At 66.0% G+C, this 22,145-nt stretch carries 16 protein-coding genes; all 16 read left to right on the top strand.

Annotation, left to right across the window (positions count from 1 at the left end; genetic code table 11):
* Nucleotides 1–563: 563 nt before the first annotated feature.
* Nucleotides 564–1,010 carry an acyl carrier protein gene (locus ACFQZZ_RS05060; RefSeq protein WP_378674636.1) on the top strand — a complete coding sequence of 149 codons (447 nt, stop codon included), beginning with the start codon at nucleotides 564–566 and terminating at the stop codon, nucleotides 1,008–1,010.
* Between the two features lie 59 nt (nucleotides 1,011–1,069).
* Nucleotides 1,070–6,898 carry an aminotransferase class III-fold pyridoxal phosphate-dependent enzyme gene (locus tag ACFQZZ_RS05055; RefSeq protein ID WP_378674633.1) on the top strand — a complete coding sequence of 1,943 codons (5,829 nt, stop codon included), beginning with the start codon at nucleotides 1,070–1,072 and terminating at the stop codon, nucleotides 6,896–6,898.
* A complete protein-coding gene (locus ACFQZZ_RS05050; RefSeq protein ID WP_378674630.1) occupies nucleotides 6,895–7,749 on the top strand; it encodes a hypothetical protein in 855 nt (284 codons plus the stop codon). Before ACFQZZ_RS05055 ends, ACFQZZ_RS05050 begins: the two co-directional genes overlap by 4 nt.
* A complete protein-coding gene (locus tag ACFQZZ_RS05045; protein ID WP_378674627.1) occupies nucleotides 7,746–8,012 on the top strand; it encodes an acyl carrier protein in 267 nt (88 codons plus the stop codon). Before ACFQZZ_RS05050 ends, ACFQZZ_RS05045 begins: the two co-directional genes overlap by 4 nt.
* Complete coding sequence (locus ACFQZZ_RS05040; protein ID WP_378674624.1) at nucleotides 8,009–9,745, top strand: fatty acyl-AMP ligase; 1,737 nt, start codon at nucleotides 8,009–8,011, stop codon at nucleotides 9,743–9,745. Before ACFQZZ_RS05045 ends, ACFQZZ_RS05040 begins: the two co-directional genes overlap by 4 nt.
* Entirely contained in the window at nucleotides 9,742–11,154 is a 1,413-nt protein-coding gene (locus tag ACFQZZ_RS05035; RefSeq protein ID WP_378674621.1) for a cytochrome P450, read from the top strand. The genes ACFQZZ_RS05040 and ACFQZZ_RS05035 overlap by 4 nt, the downstream gene beginning before the upstream one ends.
* Nucleotides 11,151–14,036 carry a PEP/pyruvate-binding domain-containing protein gene (locus ACFQZZ_RS05030; protein ID WP_378674617.1) on the top strand — a complete coding sequence of 962 codons (2,886 nt, stop codon included), beginning with the start codon at nucleotides 11,151–11,153 and terminating at the stop codon, nucleotides 14,034–14,036. The genes ACFQZZ_RS05035 and ACFQZZ_RS05030 overlap by 4 nt, the downstream gene beginning before the upstream one ends.
* Complete coding sequence (locus tag ACFQZZ_RS05025; protein WP_378674614.1) at nucleotides 14,033–15,325, top strand: aminotransferase class I/II-fold pyridoxal phosphate-dependent enzyme; 1,293 nt, start codon at nucleotides 14,033–14,035, stop codon at nucleotides 15,323–15,325. The genes ACFQZZ_RS05030 and ACFQZZ_RS05025 overlap by 4 nt, the downstream gene beginning before the upstream one ends.
* The gene (locus ACFQZZ_RS05020) at nucleotides 15,322–16,728 is read left to right on the top strand and encodes a nucleotidyltransferase family protein (protein WP_378674611.1); all 1,407 of its coding nucleotides are present in this window, start codon (nucleotides 15,322–15,324) and stop codon (nucleotides 16,726–16,728) included. Before ACFQZZ_RS05025 ends, ACFQZZ_RS05020 begins: the two co-directional genes overlap by 4 nt.
* On the top strand, nucleotides 16,725–17,459 hold the full coding sequence (locus ACFQZZ_RS05015) for an HAD family hydrolase (RefSeq protein WP_378674608.1): 735 nt from the start codon (nucleotides 16,725–16,727) through the stop codon (nucleotides 17,457–17,459). The genes ACFQZZ_RS05020 and ACFQZZ_RS05015 overlap by 4 nt, the downstream gene beginning before the upstream one ends.
* Nucleotides 17,444–18,397 (top strand): diacylglycerol/lipid kinase family protein, encoded by a 954-nt coding sequence (locus ACFQZZ_RS05010; RefSeq protein ID WP_378674605.1) that lies wholly within the window; start codon nucleotides 17,444–17,446, stop codon nucleotides 18,395–18,397. Before ACFQZZ_RS05015 ends, ACFQZZ_RS05010 begins: the two co-directional genes overlap by 16 nt.
* Nucleotides 18,394–19,170 carry an SDR family NAD(P)-dependent oxidoreductase gene (locus ACFQZZ_RS05005; protein ID WP_378674602.1) on the top strand — a complete coding sequence of 259 codons (777 nt, stop codon included), beginning with the start codon at nucleotides 18,394–18,396 and terminating at the stop codon, nucleotides 19,168–19,170. Before ACFQZZ_RS05010 ends, ACFQZZ_RS05005 begins: the two co-directional genes overlap by 4 nt.
* A 167-nt stretch (nucleotides 19,171–19,337) precedes the next feature.
* Nucleotides 19,338–19,814 carry an HAD-IIIC family phosphatase gene (locus ACFQZZ_RS05000; RefSeq protein ID WP_378674599.1) on the top strand — a complete coding sequence of 159 codons (477 nt, stop codon included), beginning with the start codon at nucleotides 19,338–19,340 and terminating at the stop codon, nucleotides 19,812–19,814.
* Between the two features lie 168 nt (nucleotides 19,815–19,982).
* A complete protein-coding gene (locus ACFQZZ_RS04995) occupies nucleotides 19,983–20,561 on the top strand; it encodes a pyridoxamine 5'-phosphate oxidase family protein (protein WP_378674596.1) in 579 nt (192 codons plus the stop codon).
* A 211-nt stretch (nucleotides 20,562–20,772) separates the two neighbouring features.
* Complete coding sequence (locus tag ACFQZZ_RS04990) at nucleotides 20,773–21,072, top strand: ArsR/SmtB family transcription factor (protein WP_378674593.1); 300 nt, start codon at nucleotides 20,773–20,775, stop codon at nucleotides 21,070–21,072.
* A gap of 19 nt (nucleotides 21,073–21,091) precedes the next feature.
* A complete protein-coding gene (locus ACFQZZ_RS04985; RefSeq protein ID WP_378674590.1) occupies nucleotides 21,092–22,102 on the top strand; it encodes an LLM class flavin-dependent oxidoreductase in 1,011 nt (336 codons plus the stop codon).
* Nucleotides 22,103–22,145: the final 43 nt, after the last annotated feature.

The following is a 22,145-nucleotide window of genomic DNA, read 5'->3' as shown; positions in this document are numbered from 1 at the left end:
GTGACGGCGGGGGAGACCGGTCGGTGTGCCCTTGTGAAGGGCCACAGGCGTCATGGGGGCTACTGGCGGGTAATGAAAGCCGTCACACCCGGCTGTCGGCCCGGAAGTTTGCGGGGTCTTCCGCTGAAGCTGTCGTCGCCGGGAGGGAGGTAAAAATGCCGTTAAGCGACTTCGTATTCTTCTCGAATTGTGCTAGCGCCCAATTCAATTGAAAAGTACCGATGGGTTGGTACGAAAATGCCGTCGACCGCTCGGTGAACCTCGCGTGAACAGCGAACTTCACAAAAATAGGACATGTTCCACTCTCGTGCAGCGGAATCGAGAAATTATCTGTGACAACGAATCTCAGAATTTGTTGTCTCAGACACGACGCTTCGACACTGTGTTTCCGGGGCGTGACAACGTGTTTCGCGCACTTTGCTCGACAGAGTTAGCCGAATGGTAACCAATCCGTCAGACTGTCTGCGCCACAGGCATTTTCGGATTGCAGGCCGCAAATCGGCGGTGTACAGATGGGTGCATGCACCGCTGTTGTCGATAACGGTGGTGCAGGTTGACGAGATATGAGACGTAACAGTCTTGGTTGCCGATATCGGAGGGCAAGTGATCGCAGTCTCGGCTGGCGCCGAATCCTGCGCTACCCAGGGGAAACACTTTTACCGCGAGCCGATGGCAAACCCGTCGGTCCGCATTCTGCACACGGGGGAAGCGGAAGATTTCAGCGCAACGGGAGGTGCGAAATGATGACATCGCAGATGGTGAGCGAGCGCGTGTGTGAACTATTTAGACACGGTCTTCAGGTGACCGAGATCGATATAGATACACCGTTGCTGGATTATGGCTTGGACTCGGTCCGTTCGGCCGAACTCGTGATCGATCTCGAGTTGGCCTTCGGTATCGAGATCTCCGACGCGGAGACCTCGACGCTACACACCGCGCGCGCGGTGATCGACTGTGTGTCGGCGAAGATCGGGCACACAACAGTCCGGCGCGCAGGAGTCGGAGCGTAGTCGTGACTCCGAGTGTTCAGTTTTCGGATACGACGTCGACCAGCCCGATGGGGCATGAAGTGTTCGATGACTTTGCGCGGCACAACCGCCCCGGCCTGGCCAGGCTACTGCGCGCCTGTCACCTCGATGTGATTTACACCGGTGCCGAGGGTGATTGGTTGATTCGCGCCGACGGTTCCCGCGTGCTCGATCTGGTCGGCGGCTTCGGCGCGGCCCTGTTCGGGCACAACCACCCGGCGCTGGTGCGGGTGGCGACGGCGCGGCTGAATCAGCAGTCGCCGTTTGTGTCTCAGGGCAGTGTCCGGCCCGGCGCGGCGCGGCTGGCCCGTCGACTGTCCGAGTCGGTTGGCGCGTCCACCGATCGCGAGTACGTGGTTACCCTCGGTTCTACCGGCGCTGATGCGGTGGAGGCCGCCATCAGGCACGCGGCGGTCGCGCATGCTCGCGCGCTCACCGACCTGGAGACCGAGCTGCGGCGCACCCTGCGCCGCGCCCGCCGTGACGGGCTGCACGACGTTCGCCCGATCTCCGTTGCCGGGTCCGAGGACGCCGACGACGACCTGCGATCGGTGACCGAACTGCTCACCGAATCCCTGCGGGAGATCGAGGAGATGCGCCGTCGTGGACCGATTTTCGTCTCGCTGGCCGGCGCCTTCCACGGCAAGACAGCAGGCGCGTTCGCGTTGACCGAACAGGCCGACACCCCGGCCGATCTGGTGGTGCCCGGTCCGGAACGTCACCGGCTCGACACGTGGGCGCCGCGCGAAGTGGCGGCCGCGTTCGCCGCCGAGCTGCGGCCGGTGTGCCGGGTCATCATCGACGGCGCGGGTCGCCCGATGCGGTCCTGGATGTCGATATCGCCGATCGCGGCGGTATTCGCCGAACCCATCCAGGGCGAGGGCGGTGTCCGCGAGGTACCGGCCGAGACGCTGCGCGCGCTGCGTGAGTTGGCGGATCTGCACACGGCTGCCCTGGTTTTCGACGAGATCCAGTCGGGCATGGGCCGGACCGGAACCTTCCTGGCATCAGCGCCCTCCGGTGTGGTCGCCGACTACTACTTGCTGTCCAAGTCGCTCGGTGGCGGATTGGTGAAGATTTCGGCCCTGCTGGTCGATCGAGCCCGGTCGATCGGTGATTTCGGCAGGTATCACACCTCGACTTTCGCCGACGACGAGTTGTCGAGCACGGTCGCCGAATCGGCACTGGATCTACTGCGGGACAGCCAGATTCGGATATCCGACACCGGTGCTCGACTGCGGGCCCGACTGGATGCGGTGGCGCGGCGCTGGCCGCGCGCAATCGCGGGAGTGCGCGGCCGCGGGCTATTGCAAGGCATCGAACTGATCCCACCGAAGCCGGAATCCGCACTGCTGCGCGAAATCTGCGATCCGGACATGTTCGGGTACGTGGTCGCGGGCTACCTCCTGCACACCCACGACATTCGGATGCTGCCGACCTTATCCGCACCGACCACCCTGCGGATCCAGCCGTCGGCTTTCCTCGCCGAGCCGGATATGGCTCGGCTGGAGACGGCGCTGGACGATGTGGCAGCACTGCTGCATCGCGGTGACCTGGCCACCCTGCTCGCACACCTGGCAAGCCCCGTCACAACGAATTGGCCACTGCCCGAACGGACATCGCCATCGGCCCGGCGTACCCACGAGGTCGCGCGGGACTGGAGCGCGCCGACGAGGGTGGTCTTTCTCGCGAATCTGCCCGACGCCACCGACCTGCGCCGGTTCGCTCCCGAACTCGCCACCTGGTCGGACGCACAATTCGCCGCATTGTTCGAACGCCTGCGTGGGGTGGCCGAGCCGTTCGAACTGACCAGGCAGATCGTCACCTCGCCGACCGGCGCCCGGGTGGAGGTATGCCTGATCGCGGTGCCGATCTCGGCGGAGCAGATTATCGAATGCCGGCGCGCCGGGCATCGAGCGTGGTTGCGCGATCTGGTGTTGGAGGCGGTGGAGCAGGCAATCGGGCTGGGCGCCACCGTGATCGGGCTCGGCGGCTACACCTCCATCGTCACCGACGCCTCGCGCGACGTGGTGGAGGACGCGGTGAAGGTGACCTCAGGGAACTCGCTCACCGCGGCCTGCGCCTACGAGGTGGTACGCGCTGAGCTCGCCCGGCTGGAGCCGGGACGACGCCGGGTCGGTATTCTCGGCGCGCTCGGCAATATCGGCGCGGTGATGGCCGAACTCATCGCACCGCTGGCGGATTCGGTGATCCTGATCGGGCGCGCCGGATCGGCGAAGCGACTCGACCGAGTCGCCGCCACGCTGCACGGAGCAGCAGTCGAGGTCAGTGAGGACCTGACCGCGCTGCGCGACTGCCACATCGTCCTCACCGCCACCAACTCGGCCGTGCCTGTGGTCACCGCCGAGTCGCTGGCCGACGACCATCGGGTGCTCGTGGTCGATCTCGCGGTCCCCGGCGACGTGGATCCCGCGGTGTCCCACCGTCCGAATATCACCCTGGTCGCCGGCGGCCGCATGGCGCTGCCGCTCGGCCAGACACCTCCGTTTCCCGAAACCGGGTTGCCCGGCGGGGTCGTCTACGCGTGCATGGCCGAAACCATTCTGCTCGGCTTCGAACCGCACACGGCGAGCCCCTCCTACGGCGGACTTACCGCGGCAGGCGTGCGCGCTGCCCGCGACCTGGCCGCCCGCCACGATGTGCGCCCGGTTCTGCTTCCGACAGGAGCTCCCACTGTGTCCGAAACCGCTCCCACGCCGATACCAGGCCCGATGTACCTGGGCGCAGCCGATTTCGCGGCCGACAAAGCCGGCGGCAAGGCAGGAACACTGCACGAACTGATCGTCGCCGGATTCGAGGTGCCGCCGGGATTCGTCGTCACCGCCGATCTCGACCTCACCGCGGTCACCGACGACGACCTGCAACGTTGGGTGCAGGCGCTGGGCGGTTTTCCGGTCGCCGCGCGCTCCAGCGGCGTACTCGAAGACCTCGACGATGCCAGCTTCGCGGGCCAGTACGAGTCCTTCTTGGACATCACCGACGTCGCGACGCTGCGTGACTACATCGAGCAATGCCGCGAGTCGGCGCACAACGAACGCGTCGCCGCTTACCTGTCCCGGCAGGGTTACACCGAAGCCGACGCATCGGTCGCGGTGCTCGTGCAACGGATGGTCGACGCCCGCTATGCCGGAGTCGGTTTCAGTATCGACGCACTCACCGGTATCGAAGAGCATGCGGTCGTCGAATGCTGCCACGGCCTCGGTGAACGCCTCGTCTCCGGGCAGGTCACGCCGACCAGGTACACGCTGCGTCTGTTCGGCGGCGAGGTCGTCGAGCGCGATGCGGGTGGCGAGGACGTCGGGCTGGAATCCACCGCCACGGCGGAACTCGCCGCGCTGATGTTGGCCGTGCAGGCCCACCGGCACCGCCCACAGGACATCGAGTGGGCCATCGACGGCGACGGGAAATTGTGGCTGCTGCAGTCACGGGCGATCACCGCGATCGCGTGGCGCACCGATGTCGACCAGTTCTCCGACGCCGACCTACGTGACGGCGGTGTCTCCGCGCGGGTCTGCACGCCGATGATGTTCTCGCTGTACGACAACGCTTTCCAGTATTCGATGCAACAGTTCTTCACTCGGCTCAAGCTGACAGACCCCGGCGCGGAACCCGACTGGATGGCCATGTATTACGGCCGCGCCTACTGGAATGTCAGCGCGGTGAAGAAGTGCTTCGTGCGCATCCCCGGCTTCGACGAAAAGCACTTCGACGACGACCTCGGCGTGCTCAACGAATACGGTCCCGACGGCCCCATCCGTACCCCGAACAACCCGAAAACCATTGCCCGCGCGCTGCCGGTGGCTCTGGCGGTGCAGCAGAGTTACCGCGGCCAGCTCGACGCGGTCGACGCGTTCGCCGCCGAATGGCCTGCGAAGTACGCGATCTGGCGGGATCGGGTGCGCGGGCTTCCGCATACCGATGAGGCCACCTTCGTCGCCGACCTGGCCGATTGTCTGCTCACCTTCCACGCCACAACCGAACGCACCTACTTCACAACCATCTACAACAACTCCAGCGTGCAGACCGATTTCAAACAGCTCCTCGACAAGGTCGACGCCGCGACCGGCGGCACTACCTCGGCCATCGATCTGATGGGTGGCCTGGCCGACATCAGCCACATGCAGCTGCAACGCGGCATCGTCGAATTGCATCGGGTGGCGACCGATCACGGCCTCGACAGCGCCGAGTGGACCAAGGCGCTCGACGCGTTTGTCGATGAGCAGGGCTTCCACGCCGACGCGGAACTCGATCTCACCAGCCCGCGCTGGTCGGAGGCGCCCGAACGGGTGCGGTCGATGATCGCGGTGATGCTCGAACACGGCACACCGCCCGCGGATCCCGATGTGACGCTGGTCGATCAGCGCCGACGCTACGAGGACGAGCTCGCGGCGGTGCGGGAGCGGGTGCGCGCCAAGCCGATGACTCGACTCAAGCACGCCAAGGCACTGGACAAACAGGTCGACCAGATGCGCAGGTATCTCGTCGCACGCGAACGGATGCGGGAATTCTCCTCGCAGTGCTACGCGATCGTGCGCGCCTACGTCGTCGAGGCCGGTGTCCGGCTCGCGGCGGCCGGAACGCTCGAGCGGGCCGATGACGTATTCCAGCTGTCCATCCACGAGCTGAGCGATCTCGCGGCCGGACGCGTCGAAGCCGCGACGTTGACATCGCAGATCGTTTACCGCCGTGCGGTGTACGCCGGATACCGCGATCTCGTGCCGCCGCACGAACTCGGCGGTGGGGTCACCGTCGGCGCGGTTCGCGAAATCGGTGACGGCGATCTGACCGGACTCGGTTGCAGCCCTGGCGTCGCCGAGGGCACCGCGCGGGTGATCACGTCACCGGCCGACATCGACCAGTTGCGCGAGGGCGACATCCTGGTCACACGCTTCACCGACCCAGGCTGGACCCCTGCGCTCGGCCTGGTCGCCGCGGTGGTGACCGAGGTCGGCGGCATGCTCTCGCACGCCGCGGTCATCGGACGCGAGTACGGAATTCCCGCGGTGCTCAATGTCGCCGGAGCCACTACGGCTATTCGCTCCGGTCAGCACATCCGGGTCGACGGCCGCGCCGGAGTGGTCAGTGTGCTCGACCTCGATGCGCCCGCATCACCACCGGCGGCCCTATCGAACGCATCGTCGGCGCCGCAGCAGGACACGTCCGCGTCGGACGTACCGGAGATATCCACGGCTTCCCAGCCGACGCCGAGAAGGGATGAACCACTGACCGCACGTAAGCGCCTGATCTGCATCGCCGGTGGCGACGGTTCGGGCAAGACCACTCAGGTCGCCCGGATTGCCGCGGAGTTCGAGGCACAGGGCCAGAGCGTTGCCGCGGTCACCATCTGGGACGCGTTCCTCGACCCGAAGGTGTCCTCGAAGCTGCCATGGCGCAGTCCCTCCGAGATCTATGGCTACCTGAAGATCCTGTCCCCGCTCAGCCGCGCGCACTTCCTGTTCCACGCCATGCAGTTGTCGTTCGACCTGGCCGCCGAGCGCGGCGTGGACATCATGCTGGCGAATGCCTACTGGTACAAGTACTTCGCCACCGAGGTCGCGCACGGCGGCGACCCCGCCATTCTGCGACAGTTGACGGCGGGCTTCCCCGAACCCGACCGCACCTTCTACTTGACCGTCACCCCACAGGATGCGCTGGGCCGCAAACAGTTACGCAGTGACTATGAAAGCGGCTACGGCGACGAAGAGGCATTTCTTACCTTCCAGCAGCGCAGCCACTGCGCGTTGGAGGCGCTGTCGGAGGAGTTCGACTGGGTGCGTCTCGACGGCACTGCGCCACCGGCCGAGATCACCAAAGCCGTGCTCGCCCAGCTGCGGGAGGACGACCGATGACCACAACGTCCACCCGCCGCGTCGCGATCGTCGGTATCGACGGCGCGGGGAAGTCCTCGGTGATGGCCCGATTGCGTGAGCTCGCACCTGCTGGGGACGGCACCTTCGCATCGATGACCTGCCCGGACTTCCACAACACCAGGGACGTGCCGCTGACGGATCTGTCCAAGCAGCTCAAGGCATTCAGCGTCGGCTGTGACGAAATCTCCAGTCTGGAGATGAAGGCCACCGCGATGTATTTGCAGATGACGCTTTTCGGTCCGGTCGAACGACATTTCGTGCAGACCTGGTCGCCGGATGTGCTGGTGTTCGAACGGCATCCGCTGATCGAACTGCTCGTCTACGGTCCGCTGTACGTGGCCCTGGCGCGTCCGGATTGGAACGGCCACGACCGGCAGGACGAGATCGCCGCGGTACTGGAGCGCCACCGGCCCGGCACCTTCGCCGACATCCTGGCCTGGCAGCGATCGGAGTCGACCCGCCTCGGCAGCTCGCCCGATATCTGGGATCTGCTGTCGGAAATCGCGGATCTGGTGCGACGGGACGTGACCGCGTCCGTTCCCGGTTTCGCCGACCGCTTTCGCACCACGCTGCCCGATGCCGTGCTCTGGCTGGACGCTCCGCCGGAGCAGGCCGCGGCACGGTGCACCGAACGCTCGGGGGACGGGCCAACGGAGGCCCATGAAACAGCGGAGCGGCTCGGCGCCCTGCGTGACGGATATCTACGGGTGCGCGACACCCTCGCCGCGGCCTTCCCCGAAGTGGGATTCCACCGCGTCGACACCGGCGACGGTGTCGATATCGAGGAGTCGGTGCGCGCCTGCGTGACGGAAGGGAAGTTACTCGGTTGAACACTCAGGCTCGCGACAACGCGGGAACCCCGGCCGCCGAAGTCGAGGCGCGCGTGCGCGCCATCGTCGGTGCCGTGCTGTGGGTTTCGGCGGACGACCTCGACACGTCCGCGCAATTGATCGACTACGGACTGGATTCCCCGACAGCCATCGAATTGACCATCCAGCTGGAGCAGGAATTCGGGATCGACATCCCCGAAGACGCCGCAGCGCAACTGAACACGGTCGATCAGATCGTGCGCTACGTAAAGGACCAGTCATGACCGCCCGGCTGGATCCCCAGCAGCCCAGCATTGTGCACGCGCTACTTGCCAATGCCGAACTCGGGACCGACGCACCGTCGACCATCTTCGTCCCGGAGCGCGCAGTCGACGGTGCGGGCGAAGTGACGTGGCGCCACGACGATCTCGCGGCGGCAGCGACCCGTGTCGCCGCCGGATTGGCCGCGGAAGGGGTCGGGCCCGGAGACCGGGTGATGCTGTGCCTGCCCACATCACCACAGTTCGTCACCGCGTTTTTCGGTGCGCTGCTGCTCGGCGCGGTGCCCACCGCGGTCGCCACCCCCGGTGGTTTCGGATCGGCGGACATCTTCCTGGACAGATTCATTCGCTTGTTTGCCTATCTCGAACCGGCGGCGGTGGTGGCGAGCGCCGCGGTGCTGAACGCCGCACCGGTGCCGGACACCGTCGCCGCGATCGACGGCGAAGTGCTGCACGCACTGGCCTGCGCACCGGACGCGCCCGCACTGCCGCCTCGACTGCCCGCACCCGGCGACCTGGCCTTCATCCAGGCGACCTCGGGTTCGACGGGAACACCGAAGGGCGTGCAGATCACCCACGGCAATGTGGCCGCCAATTGCGAGCAGATCGCCATGGCCGCGGCAATGGGCCGCGGCGACACCTGGGTCGGCTGGCTGCCGCTGCACCACGACATGGGACTCATCGGCGGCTTCCTGACGCCGATGTTCCGTGGCTTCGACGCGGTCCTGATACCGCCGAGCAGGTTCCTGCGCAGCCCGGGAGATTGGTTGCGTGCGGTCAGTCGCTATCGCGGAACCTTCACCGCCGCACCGAATTTTGCCTACGGTTATGCGGCGGCGCGGGTGACCGACGCGGAACTGGCCGGCGTGGACCTGTCCAGTTGGCGGTTCCTGTTCTGCGGCGCGGAACCGATCCACCCGCCGACCGTGCAGCGTTTTGTGGACCGCTTCGCCGCATGGGGGCTGCCGAAGGACGCATTGGTGCCCTGCTACGGGATGGCCGAGGCATCCCTCGCGGTCACCGTCGCCCGCCCGCACGCGCCGGTCGCCTTCGACTCGGTGTCGCGCGATGCACTGACCGGAAATGGCGTGGCGCTGGATGTTCCGGCCGGTGATCCGGACGCGATGCAGATCGTGGACTGCGGTGCGGCGGTGGTGGGCACCGAGATGCGGATCGTCGACGCGGATGGCGCGCCGTGCGGCGACGACATCGTCGGACGCGTCCAATTCCGCGGCCCGTCCACCACGATCGGCTACTTCCGATTGCCCGATGCCACCGCGGCGGCCACCCGCGACGGCTGGTGGGACACCGGCGATATCGGCTACCTGCGCGGCGGACGCCTTCGTATCACCGGCAGACACAAGGATTTGATCATCATCCGTGGCGCGAACTATCTGCCCACCGATTTCGAGATCGCGGCCCAGGAGGTGGCGGGCGTACGGCTCGGCGGTGTCGCTGCCGTCGGTCACGCCGATACCGAGGGGTTGTCGGAGGAACTGCATCTCATCGTCGAATCCGGCTCGGAGGCAGCCGAACACGACGCACTGCGGCGGGCAGTACGAGTCGCGGTCAGCAAGCGGACCGGCGTGCTGCCCGCCGGGGTGCGGGTGGTGCCGCCGCGCAGCATTCCGAAGACCACCAGCGGCAAGGTACAGCGCGCCGAGGCACGGCGATTGTTCTTGCTCCAGGAAAGCCTGGTCGAGGAAGGTCTGGTCAATGCCGGGGGTGCGGCGTGACTGTATCGGCGAAATCGCGGCGTCTTGACGGCCCGGCGCTACGACATCCGTTGGGCGCCTACCTCGAATACCGCAACGATCCGCTCACGCTGTTCTACGAGCAGGCCGTCGCTCACGGTGGCAGCGTCCGGTTGCGGCTGGTCCACCAGCAGGTACACCTGCTGGTCGAGCCGGATCACATCAACCAGGTGCTGGTCGGCAACGCGGCCAAATACGAGAAGGGGATCAGCTACCAGAGCCTGAACTACCTGCTCGGCCCCGGCTTGCTCACCAGCGGCGGCGAACTGTGGAAACGCCAGCGCGCGTTGATCAAACCGGCCTTCGCCCGCCGTCACGTGGACACCGAAATACCGCTGATGGTGGAGTGCGGGCAGCGGATGCTGACCAGGCTGGACGCGCTTGCCGAGCACGGCGACGTGTTCGACATGGTCCCCGAGGTGATGGGGTTCGCCGCCGACGTGGTCTGCCGCGCGGTGATGGGCGCCGATATCGACGGCGTACTGCCGCAGATCGAAGACGATGTGCGCGAGGGTGTCTCGTGGGTGATGGGGCACATGGCCGCGCCCATTCAGCTGGCACCAAGCGTGCCAACGCCCGCCAACCGGCGCTTCAACGGCGTGCTCGCCCGGTTGCACCGGGTGGTCGATGACGTCATTCAACGGCATCGACAGGCCGAATCCACCGAATCCACCTCACTCTTGGCCCGGCTGCTCGCGGCCCGCGACGATGCTGGCCATGCCATGGACGACGAACAACTGCGCCACGAGGTACTGACCTTCCTGTTGGCCGGCCACGAGACCACCGGTGGCGCGATGGCGTGGACGATCTATGAGCTATGTCGAAATCCGCTGGTACTCCGCCAGATGCGTGCGGAGATCGACTCGGTGCTCGGAACGTCGGAGAGCGTCGGAGGCATCTCCACACACACGCTGCCGTCCCTCGAACTGACCGGTCGCGCGATCGATGAGGCGATGCGTCTACACCCGCCCGCATGGGCGTTCAGCCGCACGGTGCTCGAGCGGGATAGTTTCGACCGCTTCGACCTCGAACCCGGCTCGATCGTGGTGATCAGCCCGTTCGTAAACCACCGGTGGCCCGAATTCTGGGACTCACCACTGACATTCGACCCGGACCGGTTCACCAAAGAACGGAACAAGGCCCGTCCGCCGTTCCGCTACTTCCCGTTCGGCTGGGGCGCACACCTGTGTGTCGGCCAGCACATGGCGCTCATGGAGGTGCGCGTCGGTATCGCGATGCTGCTGTCCCGCTACGACATCGAGCTGGTGAACGGCATGCGCGTACGGGAGAACCCGGAAATCTCCAACACCCCCGACCCGGTCCTGGTGCGGCTGACCCGGCGCGAGCCGTCGGTCCCGATGGCCAGGGCGATACAGGAGGCTGCCCAATGACCGAAACAACTCTCGGCGCGATCGTGTCCGCCGCCGTGCTGGCGGATTCGGCCACCACGCACGCGAATACCGCTCAGGTAGGGGCCAAGGCGGCCAATCTCGGACGACTTTTGGCTGCCGGACACCGGGTTCCTGCCTTCGTCGTCCTGAACGCGGACGCGTGTGCCCGGATCATCGGCCCTATTGCCGACTCCATCGCCGACCTACTGGCGACCCTCGACCACACCGCCCCGGAATCGTTGCGCACTGTTTCGGCGGCGATCCGCGCGATGGTCACTGCCCAGCCATTCCCGGACGACCTCCGCGTCGAGCTCGACGCGGAGGTCGAAGCCATCATCGCCAGGAGTATGGGATCGACCGCGCGCGAGGTGCAGACAGCACCGGAGACGGCCGGAGCCCCTCTTGGTCTGAGCAAGGGATCGGCCGCGCCTGAGATACCTACCGGTGTGGAGGCAGTCGTAGCCCGCAACGGCGCAGCAGGTTCGGCACGCGGCGGCGGAATTCGGCTTGCCGTCCGGTCTTCGGTCAGTGGCGAAGATTCAGCGACGGACTCCTTCGCGGGCCAGTTGGACACCCTCTTGAACGTAGCGCCTGACGACGTGGCGCAGGCGGTACTGGACGTACTCGCCTCGGCATACTCGGAACGGTCACTCTTCTACCGCGCACATCGCGGCCTGGACAACGCGAGCATCGACTGCGCCGTCCTGGTTCAGGTCCTGGTCGACAGCGCCGTGTCCGGCGTGGTTTTCAGCTGCAACCCACAGACCGGAGACCCTGCCGAGGCTGTGGTCTCGGCGGCCCTCGGCCTCGGCGAGGGCGTGGTGGCGGGCACCGTCGAATGCGACACCTTTTTCGTGGACAACGGGTCGCGCACCATCACCTCACGCGTCGTTGCGGACAAGCGGAGCAGAGTCGTGCCGGAATCCGATTCCGGCACCACGATCGAGCAGTTGGCCGCCGCTGTCGCCACCGCGGCACTGACCGACGCTCAGGTACTCGAGCTCACTGCCGTCGCGACCGGGCTCGCCGAGACATTCGGTGCACCACAGGATGTCGAGTGGGCCTACGACGCCGAAGGCACCCTGTTCCTGCTCCAGGCGCGACCGGTCACCGCGACCGGGGCCCGCGAAACCATCTTCGACAATGTCAATGTCGCCGAGTCCTATCCCGGCATGTCCAGCCCGCTGACGTTCTCCATCCTGCGAGCCGCCTACGAGCAGGTATTCCGCGCCTGCCACCGGGACTTCGGCGCCACCGAAACCATCGTGGAACGCAACGCCGCGAGCCTCTACCCGTTTCTGGTCGGCACCGCGCACGGTCGCATCTACTACAACATCAGCAATTGGTATCGGCTGTTCCTGCAGATCCCCGGGATGGAATTCGCCATCGAAGGCTGGGAGGCGGCGCTCAATATCGAGAACCGCTACCAGCGCCGTGCCGCGCCGAAACGCGGTATGGCACGGGTGCGGATGTACCTGCTGCGGTTGCGCGTCATCGCGATCGTCGCTTTCGGCTGGTTGCGGCTGCGACGCAGGCTGCGTGCGTTCTTCGTCGAACTCGCCGCGTTCACCGCCGACCTCGACCACCGCCTCGCGCCGGAAACACCGGAGCGGGAACGCGATCCGCACGCACTGCTGGAGTGGATGGAACGGTGCCTGCACGAACTCGTGCCCGCGTACTCGGTGCAGATCTTCAATGACTTCATCGCACAGCAGATGTTCCATATTGTCGGTCTGTTGCTGGAACGAGAAGGGCTCGACGAGGCGGAAGCGATCACGCTGCGCAACGAGCTGTTCTGCGGGGAGGAGGGTGTCGACAGCGTCGACCCGGTTCGATCGGCGCTCACGCTGACCGCCACCGTCCGCGACGATGCGGCCCTGCGCGAATTGTTCGAGGGCCCGCTGGAGCCGCTCGAAGTGTGGAAGGCGCTGGCGCAGACCGGTTTCACGAACTTCCGTGCCGCCTGCCTGCGGCACATCGCCCTGTTCGGTGATCGCACCGTCGACGAACTGAAACTGGAAACCGATCCGCTCGGCGAACATCCCGAACGACTGGTGCCGATGCTGCGCAACTACCTGCGCGGCGGTCAGAACATCGACGAGATGGCGGCCAGGGAAAAGCTTATTCGCCGCGATGCCGAAGACACCGCGGCCGCGCTGTTGCGTGGAAAGTTCACCCAGCGCATGGTGTTCCGTTTCGCGCTGGCCCGGGCCCGTGAGCACGTGAAGCAGCGCGAGAACATGCGCTTGGGTCGTAGCCGGTCCTTCGGTCTCGTGAAAAGGGTGTTCCGCGAGTACGGCCGACAGATGCACGCGATGGGCTTGCTGGAGCAACCGCGCGACATCTTCTGGCTCACCTACGAGGAGATCGCGGCGCTGACCCGCGGCACCGCGGTCGACACCAACGCGGCCCGCACCGTTGCCACCCGCAAACGTGACCACGAAGGCTGGCGCACCGAGGACCTGCCGTCGCGGATCATCACCGCCGGAATCGCGGCTACCACCATCAACGACCCGTCCTTCGATCACCCCGTGCCCGACGTGGACTCCGGTGCCGTGCTGCGCGGAATCGGTTGCGCACCGGGCCGAGTGGAGGCACCCGCACTGGTCCTCGCGACCCCGGACCCGGATGTCGTCATCGACGGCCAAATCCTTGTCGCCTCGACCACCGATCCCGGCTGGGTTTTCCTGATGGTCGCGGCGGGCGGATTGGTCAGCGAGAAGGGCAGCGTGCTGTCCCACACCGCCATTATCGGCCGTGAGCTCGGCATCCCCACTGTCGTCGGCGTCGCGGGCATCACCCGCAGGGTATCCGGCGGGGACGTGCTGATCCTCGACGGCAAGGCCGGAACCGTAACCATCGTTCAGGAGGAAGGGCCATGACCTCCACCGAAGCCGTTCACGGCGAGAATTTCAGCCTAGAGCACTACCTCGATCCCGCTGCCCACACCTTCGAGCAGCGCTTCGACGAATTCCGGCCCTACGTCACCAATGCGCGCGGCACCGGGTTCGTGCTGCGCGAGATCACCGGCCCCGCGGGCGCTGTTGTGCGGGTGCGTGATCCGGGCAGTGCCGAGATCCGCGACCTGATCATGCTGGGCTCCAACAACTATCTCGGTCTCGGCAACGAACCCGAGATTGTCGAGGCGGCCGTCGCAGCGACCCGCGAATTCGGGATCGGCTGTGGCGGACCACCACTGCTCAACGGCACCACCTCGGTGCACCGGCGGCTGGAGGAGCGCCTCGCCGAAACCAAGGGCTGCGAATCCGCGCTGGTGTTCTCCTCCGGCTACGCCGCCAACGTGGGCTGGGTGACCGGGTTGCTGCGCAAGGGCGACATCCTGCTCTACGACGAGCAGAGCCACGCCAGTCTCTACGACGGCATCCAGCTCGGTCGGGTGCGCTCGATGGCCTTCGACCACAATGACCTGCGGCATCTGCGCCACCGGCTGATGCAGATCCGCTGGCGCAATCCTGGCGCGAATATCGTGGTCGCCGTCGAGGGCGTGTACTCCATGGACGGCGACATCGCACCGCTGCCGGAGATCCGCGCACTGTGCGATTCCTTCGGCGCCTGGCTCGCCATCGATGACGCGCACGGCACCGGCGTGCTCGGCAACCGTGGACACGGCACTGCCGAGCATTTCGGCATGGGCGACGGGTCGGTAGAGCTGTACATGGGCACCTTCTCGAAGGTGTTCGCAACCACCGGCGGATTCGTCGCCGGGTCCACCGATCTGGTCGACACCCTGCGCTTCTTCGCGCGCTCCTACATGTTCTCCGCGTCGTTGGCGCCCGCGGTGGTCGCCTCAGTGCTCGCTTCGATCGATTTCATCGACGCGCATCCGGAGCGGATCCGCCACTTGCACGACAATGTGGGCTATTTCGTGCGGGAACTGCGCCGGATGGGTTTCGCCGTCGACCCGCAGACCGCGATCATCCCGATCCTGGTGCCGCAGCGCTTGGCGGTCGCGGAGGTTGTGGCCGCGCTGCACGCCGAGGGCGTCTTCGTCAACGGTGTCGAATTCCCCGCCGTGCCACGGGATCAGCAACGGCTGCGGATCAGCATGATGGCCACCCTCAGCCGTGAGCAACTGGACTTCGCGTTGGAAAAGATCTCGGCCGTCGCTCGCCGCTTCGGCTTCCACCCCGAACAGGAAGGCAGGACATGACCGGACCCGAGATCGCGGCGGGCGGCACTGCCGCCGAACGGCTGCTTGTACACGCGGCGCTGGCCGCACCGACCAACGACGAGCGCGCCGAAATGGCCAAGAGCGCACATGAAATATCGGACTGGACAGAGGTTTTCGAGCTCGCGCGGATCAATGCGACGGTGCCGCTGGTGCAACGCCGGTTGGCGGCCGAAGACCTGTACCACCTCGCCCCCGATACAATACGTGCGGATTTCGCCCACATCACCGAACACATTGCCGCCGTGAATGATCGGCGTCTTACGGGTTCGCTGGAACTGCTGCGCCGATGCGACGAACGCGGTGTGCGCTGCGTCGTGCTCAAGGGCATGCTGTTTTCCTCGGAGATCTACCACGATCCGCGCTACAAGCGGATGAACGACCTCGACATCCTCGTGGAACTCGACCAGGTGGACACCGTCATCGAGATCTACCGGGAGATGGGGCTTTTCGCGACGTCCGAACTGCTCGGCAAAGCGCCCAAAGTGCGTGCCGAACGTTCGCATCACCTCCCGTCGTTCGTCTCCAGGGACGGCGCGCTCGTAGTCGGCACGCACTGGGGCCTGATTACCCCCTTGGCCGGATACACCATCGACTATGCCGCGATCTGGGATCGCGTGCGCCGCATCGACTTCTACGGTGTGCCCGCCTGGGCCATGTCGAACGAGGACAACCTCCACCACCTGGGTGTTCATCTGCCCTACTACAAGACCGGAGTCCGCGAACTCGCCGATATCTGGAACCTGGCCCGCCATGCCGCGTCCGGTCTGGACTACGGCCTACTCGCCGCCGAAATTGCCAAGGCAGGCAGTGAAAGCCTGATGTACCACGCGCTCTCGCTGACTCACCGCTTGGTTCCGATCCCGGAATTCGCTGCCTTGATCGAACGAATCGCGCCGCGGGTCAACCGCTTCACCCGCTATGACACCGCCCGCAAGACCGCGGACATGCACGCCCTGCTGCGTAGCCGGTCCACGCACACCTCACGAATCGAGAAGGCCTACACCGAGTTCAACATGACAGCGGTCGCGCACGAGAAGCGCACGACCTTCGGTCGATTGTGGTCGGATCTGCTGCTGGTTCCCGCCGATGAAGCGGCAAAGATGAGCTCGCTGCGCGAGCCGTCGATGCTCTCCGGCCTCGGCGCCAGGGTCGCCGCACCGTACCGGCTCACCCGGGTCTTCCAGCGCGACCTCGGCCGCTGGCTGTTTCCGGCGGCCCTGGCGAAGACCGTGTTCGACCTCGGCGCCGCCTACAGTTCGGAACTCGCGGGGAAAGCGGGTATCGGCGCAGCCCACGGCGATCGGCCGGGAATCGACGAATACGCGGCACAGCTCGGCCTGACCCGCGCCGACCTACAAGCGGTCCTGGACAGTCAGGAATGACCGGCTACCGCACGGTGCTGTGGGATCTGGACGGCACTCTCGTCGGCCTCCGCCAGCGTACGTTCAAGGTGCTGATGCCGCTGGCGGCCGCGCGCGCATTCCGCGATCTGATGCCGCCGCACCGGTTTCTGCGCATGCTGAGCGGTGTGCTGGCGAACGTCCGTGCCAATGACACCGAGCACACCAACACCGATCTCATGATCCGGCTGCTGGCCGAACGGATGGGCATCGAACAGTCCACTGCGGCACAACGTCTGCACCGCTTGGCCGAGGTCGATTTTCCACGCCTGCACCGATGCTTCGCTCCGCAGCGCGAAGCGATCGACACGGTGAATCTGCTGCAGGCCACGGGGGTAGCGCAGGTCGTCGCCACCAACCCGCTGTGGCCGCTGAGCACTGTCACCACCCGGCTGCGCTGGGGTGGCTACGAGCCCGAGATCTTCGCCTTCCACACCAACGGGGGAAATATGCGGAGCTCGAAACCACGCGTCGAGTTCTACCGCGAACTCCTGGAGCGGCTCGGCGCCGAACCCGGGGAATGCGTGATGATCGGCAACGACGCCGCCAAAGACGCGCCAGCGGCCCGGATCGGCATACCCGTGTTCCTGGTCGGCGCGTCGGAATCCGTTGTCCCATCGGACTGTGCACGGACCGGTCTGGTCCGCACCGGGGACTGGCGCCGGCTGCGTGCGTGGCTGGATATCGAGGAGGAGTCATGCTCGTCGTCCTGAATCCACTGTCCAATGCCGGGACGGCACTGGAACGATGGCTGCCGGTGGAACGCACACTGCGCGGACGTAATACCGACCTGACCGTCGAAATGCCCGGTGACGCCGAACAAGCCGCGAAGTTGGTGCGCGCCCGCATCGAAGCCCTCGACGGCATGACACCCGAGGTGATCGTGGCCGCGGGTGGTGACGGCATGGTCAATCTGGTGCTCAACGCGATCATGGATCCGGAGACCGATCGGCCGCGCCGCGGCGCGGAAACCCTTGCCCTCGGCGCCATCGGACTCGGCAGCTCCAACGACTTCCACAAACCGGCACGCCGGGAAGCTGTCATCGCCGACGTACCGGTGCGTATCGATGCCGAACGCGCCGAACTCGTCGACATCGGCAAAGCCACCATGCTGCTGCCCGACGGCACCCGCACCGTTCGCTACTTCCTGCTCAACGCCAGCATGGGACTCGTTGCGGCAGGGAATCATTCGTTCAACAACGCGCGCGGCCTGATCGGCTGGCTCAAATCGCGCAATGTCGAGGCCGCCATCGTGGCCACCGCGTTGAGCAATATCGCCACGCACCGACCGCTACCCATCCACTTGCGCGGTGGCGACTGGGAGCACACCGCACCGATCACCAATGTCGGCGTTCTCAAGAGCGTGCACTTCGCGGGCGGCATGTACTACGACACCCCGGTCACCCGCACCGACGGCCGCTTCGATGTGAACATCTGGGAAGCCGCGGGCCGCGCCCGAATCCTCGGCCTCATCGCGGGTCTCTACCGCGGGAAATTCTCGGGCTCGACCCTGGCCACCTGCTACCGGGACAGCACCGTCGCACTGCGCCCGGCACACCCCACTCCGCTCGAGCTCGATGGCGAAATCACGATTGTCGCATCGGCGCGGCTCGAGGTGCTGCCCCGAGCCATGAAGGTGTGCGCCGCATGACCGTCGTTCTGGTGACCGGCGCCGCCAACGGTATGGGTGCCGCGACCGTCGAATACCTTGCGCGCGTGGGCTATACGGTCGAAGGCAGCGACAGGGTCGCGGGGGATGGCATAGCCGCCGTCGATGTCCGCGATATCGAGGCGGTCCGCGGCTGGGTAAAGGCCGCGCATACCAAGCACGGCCGCATCGACGCCGTCGTCACCTTCGCCGCCTACGGCGTGGTCGGCTCGGTGGAAGAAACCGACCCCGACGAGGCCGCGGCGATCCTCGACACCAACGTGATCGGCACCCACCGCGTGCTGCGCGAGGTGCTGCCGATCATGCGCGAACAAGGCCACGGCCGAGTGATCGTGGTGAGCTCCGGTGCGGGCGCCATCGCCGAACCCTATGGCGGCTGGTATTCGGCGACCAAGGCGGCGATCGAACGTCTCGGTGAAGCCATGCGCATGGAAACCGCGGCCTTCGGGGTCCACGTCTCTGTGCTGGCCCCGGGCTGGACGGTGACACCGATCATCGATACGGCGGTGCGCGTGGCGGACCCCATCGACGCCTATACGCCCGATCGCGGCGCGGTGCTCGAGCGGGTCACCGGATATCTCGCGGCCGGCCAGCCCGCCGACGCGGTCGCCAGGAAGGTACGCGGCATTCTCGAGGCGGCCCGACCACGTCAGACCTACCTGTGCGGCAGCGATGTTCGGCTGTCGTTCTGGACCCGCCGACTCGTCCCCGCCAGGGTTTATGAACGTTTAGTTCTCCGCTACTACGGTTTTTGACAGGAGCAACCACCAGCGGCACCGGTAGTATCGCCTGAGCCGGAACGGCTCCCAGGAAACCTGGGGCTTGCCCGGTACGTGCCGTGCCCTGGATGGTGTGCAGTACCCATCTGCTGTGCTCGGCACGGTGGGAAAGGCAGCGGTGACCGAGCGATAGGGGCAGGCCGATGAGACCGGCTCTGAGATGTCTTGTCTGGGAACTGGACAACACCCTGTGGGACGGTGTCGTGTGCGATGCGACGAGCACCGCACCGCGGCCCGAGGCTGTGCGTGCGCTCCAGAACCTGAGCGACCGCGGCATCTGGCATGCCGTCGCCAGCCGCAGCGACCGTGAACGAACCCTCGACAAGCTCTACCGACACGGCCTGTACGAGATGTTCTCCGCCATCGAAATCGGCTGGGGCCGCAAGTCCTCCTCCTTGGTCCGAATCGCGACCACCCTCGGCCTCACCCTGGACACCATCGGTTTCCTCGACGCGGAGCCGATCGAACGCGCCGAAGTCCAGCGCGCCCTACCCCACGTCCGTTGCTACGCCGCCCGCAACGTCGACGTCCTACCCGCACTCCCAGAGTTCCGCCCGGTCCTGCGCACCGGCCCGAACCCAACGCCCCCTTTGGGTTTCGCGCGGGTTCCCGCGCTATAGCTGTGCGTAGTCGCGCGCAGCGGCGGCGGGTAGCTCTCCCGCCTCGCCGATCCTTTGGACGGCTACGCATACTGTCGCCGTCAGGGACCACGCCGGAAACCATCTGCGGGGCGCATGTTAGCCTCCGTTCGCAGTCCTGCATCGGGATGGCGTGGGAAGAGGAGCCCGGTGGCGAAGGTTTTTTCGCATATCGATGAGTCGTTGCGTGAATTCATCGGAAAGCAGGCGATGTTCTTCGTCGCGACCGCGCCGTCGACGGGCGGCCGAGTGAATCTGTCTCCGAAGGGGTACCGCGATACCTTCGCGGTGCTCGATGATCACACCGTGGCCTACCTCGATCTGTTCGGCAGTGGAGTCGAGACCATCGCGCACTTGCGCGACAACGGTCGGATTACCATCATGTTCTGCTCGTTCACCCACAACTCGCGGATTCTGCGCCTGTTCGGTACCGGCCGGGTTGTCCGGCCCGTCGATGCGGAGTTCGATACCCTGCGCCAGCATTTCGGCAGTGATCATCCTGGTGTTCGGATGGCGATTGTTATCGCGGTGGATCGCATCGCCGACTCGTGCGGGTACTCGGTGCCCTACTACGACCTCGTCGGCGAGCGCCCTGTGCTCGACGCCTACCACGCCAGACAGCCCGATGAGAAGTTCGCCCGGCGGATCGCTGGCGACAACGGGCACAGCATCGACGGCCTGCCCGCGTTGGATCCCGAACATCCCTTGCCCACGGCAGTCGACCGCTAGCCATACCGGCGGAGGTCAGCGTTCTTGGGCACGTACTGACGCAGCAGTCGATCGGTGTTCTCGTTCGTGCCGCGCTGCCTCGGGCTTCGCGGTCTGCACATGTGCGAACCGGCGGGGCCGCCTGCCTGTTCTCCATGCCAGTGAGCAGCGTCATGGTGTCCATCGGTCGCGCACGGAGTAAGTTCGTTAATTAGCGAAATGGCGAAGGGTGGTGGGTGTGCTCGACGAGTGCAAGGCGTTGGCGAACGAGACCCGGCTGCGCATCCTGGAGTGGCTCAAGGATCCGGATGCGAGTTTCCCGGAACGGGCGGGGGAGACAGCAGAGCTCGGGGTGTGTGTCGGTCTCCTTCAACAGAAGGCGGGGACCTCGGCGTCGACCATGTCGGCGCATCTGGCGATCTTGCAGCGCGTCGGATTCTTGAGTGCCACCAGGCGGGGGCAGTGGACGTACTACCGGCGCGACGACGCCCGTATCAGCGCCTTCACCGAACAACTCCACCGCGTCCTCTGATCCACGAAAGGCAGCCGTTATGCCCACCGCATTGTCCATCCTCGACCTCGCGTCGATCGCGCCCGGCCAGACCGCGCGCGACAGTTTCGACAACAGCGTCGCGCTGGCCAGGGCCGCCGAACGCAGTGGCTACCGACGCGTTTGGTACGCCGAGCATCACAACATGCCCTCCATCGCCTCGAGTGCCACGAGTGTTCTCATCGGCCATGTCGCGGCGCATACCGACACCATTCGGCTCGGCTCGGGCGGCATCATGCTGCCGAACCACTCGCCACTGGTGATCGCGGAGCAGTTCGGCACCCTGGAGACGCTGTTTCCCGGGCGGATCGACCTCGGGCTGGGCCGGGCGCCGGGCAGTGACCAGAAGACCATGCTGGCGCTGCGACGCAACCCGAACTCGGCGGATTCCTTTCCGCAGGACGTGCTGGAGCTGCATGGATACCTGACCGGAAGGTCGCGCATACCTGGCGTGCAGGCGGTTCCGCGGGCGGAAGGTGTTGTGCCGCTCTACATTCTGGGCTCATCGCTGTTCGGCGCTCAGCTCGCCGCTCAGCTCGGTCTGCCGTACGCCTTCGCTTCCCACTTCGCGCCGGACGCCCTGCACCAGGCGGTCGCCGTCTACCGCGACAGCTTCCAGCCGTCGGAGCAGCAGGCCGAGCCGTATGTCATGGCCGGTGTCAATGTGTTCACGGCCGAGGACCACGAGGAGGCGGTGGCGCAGAAGGCAATCGCCTACCGGGCTCGAGCCCGGGCGATGGTCTCGCGGGGCGCGGGCGGAAATACCTTCACCGACGCGGAGATCGACGCGTTCCTGGCCTCGCCGAACGGCAGCCAGCTTGCCTCGATGACCCGCTACACCGCCGTCGGCACACCCGCCGAAGTCCGTGGCTACCTGGAGGATTTCGGCGCCTCCATCCACGCCGACGAGCTCATCCTCGCTCACCACGCCACGCAGATCGACGATCGAGTGCGGTCCGTGGAGCTCACCGGCGGCGCGATGGCCACGGCCGCTTCGCTACTCGCCGAATAACCGGCGAGCGACGGCGAATCACCAGACGTCCCCGGCCAGCGGT

It is taken from the genome of Nocardia sp. GCM10030253 (assembly GCF_042675075.1).
Taxonomy (GTDB): domain Bacteria; phylum Actinomycetota; class Actinomycetes; order Mycobacteriales; family Mycobacteriaceae; genus Nocardia.
This window is presented reverse-complemented; position numbering and strand designations above follow the sequence as displayed.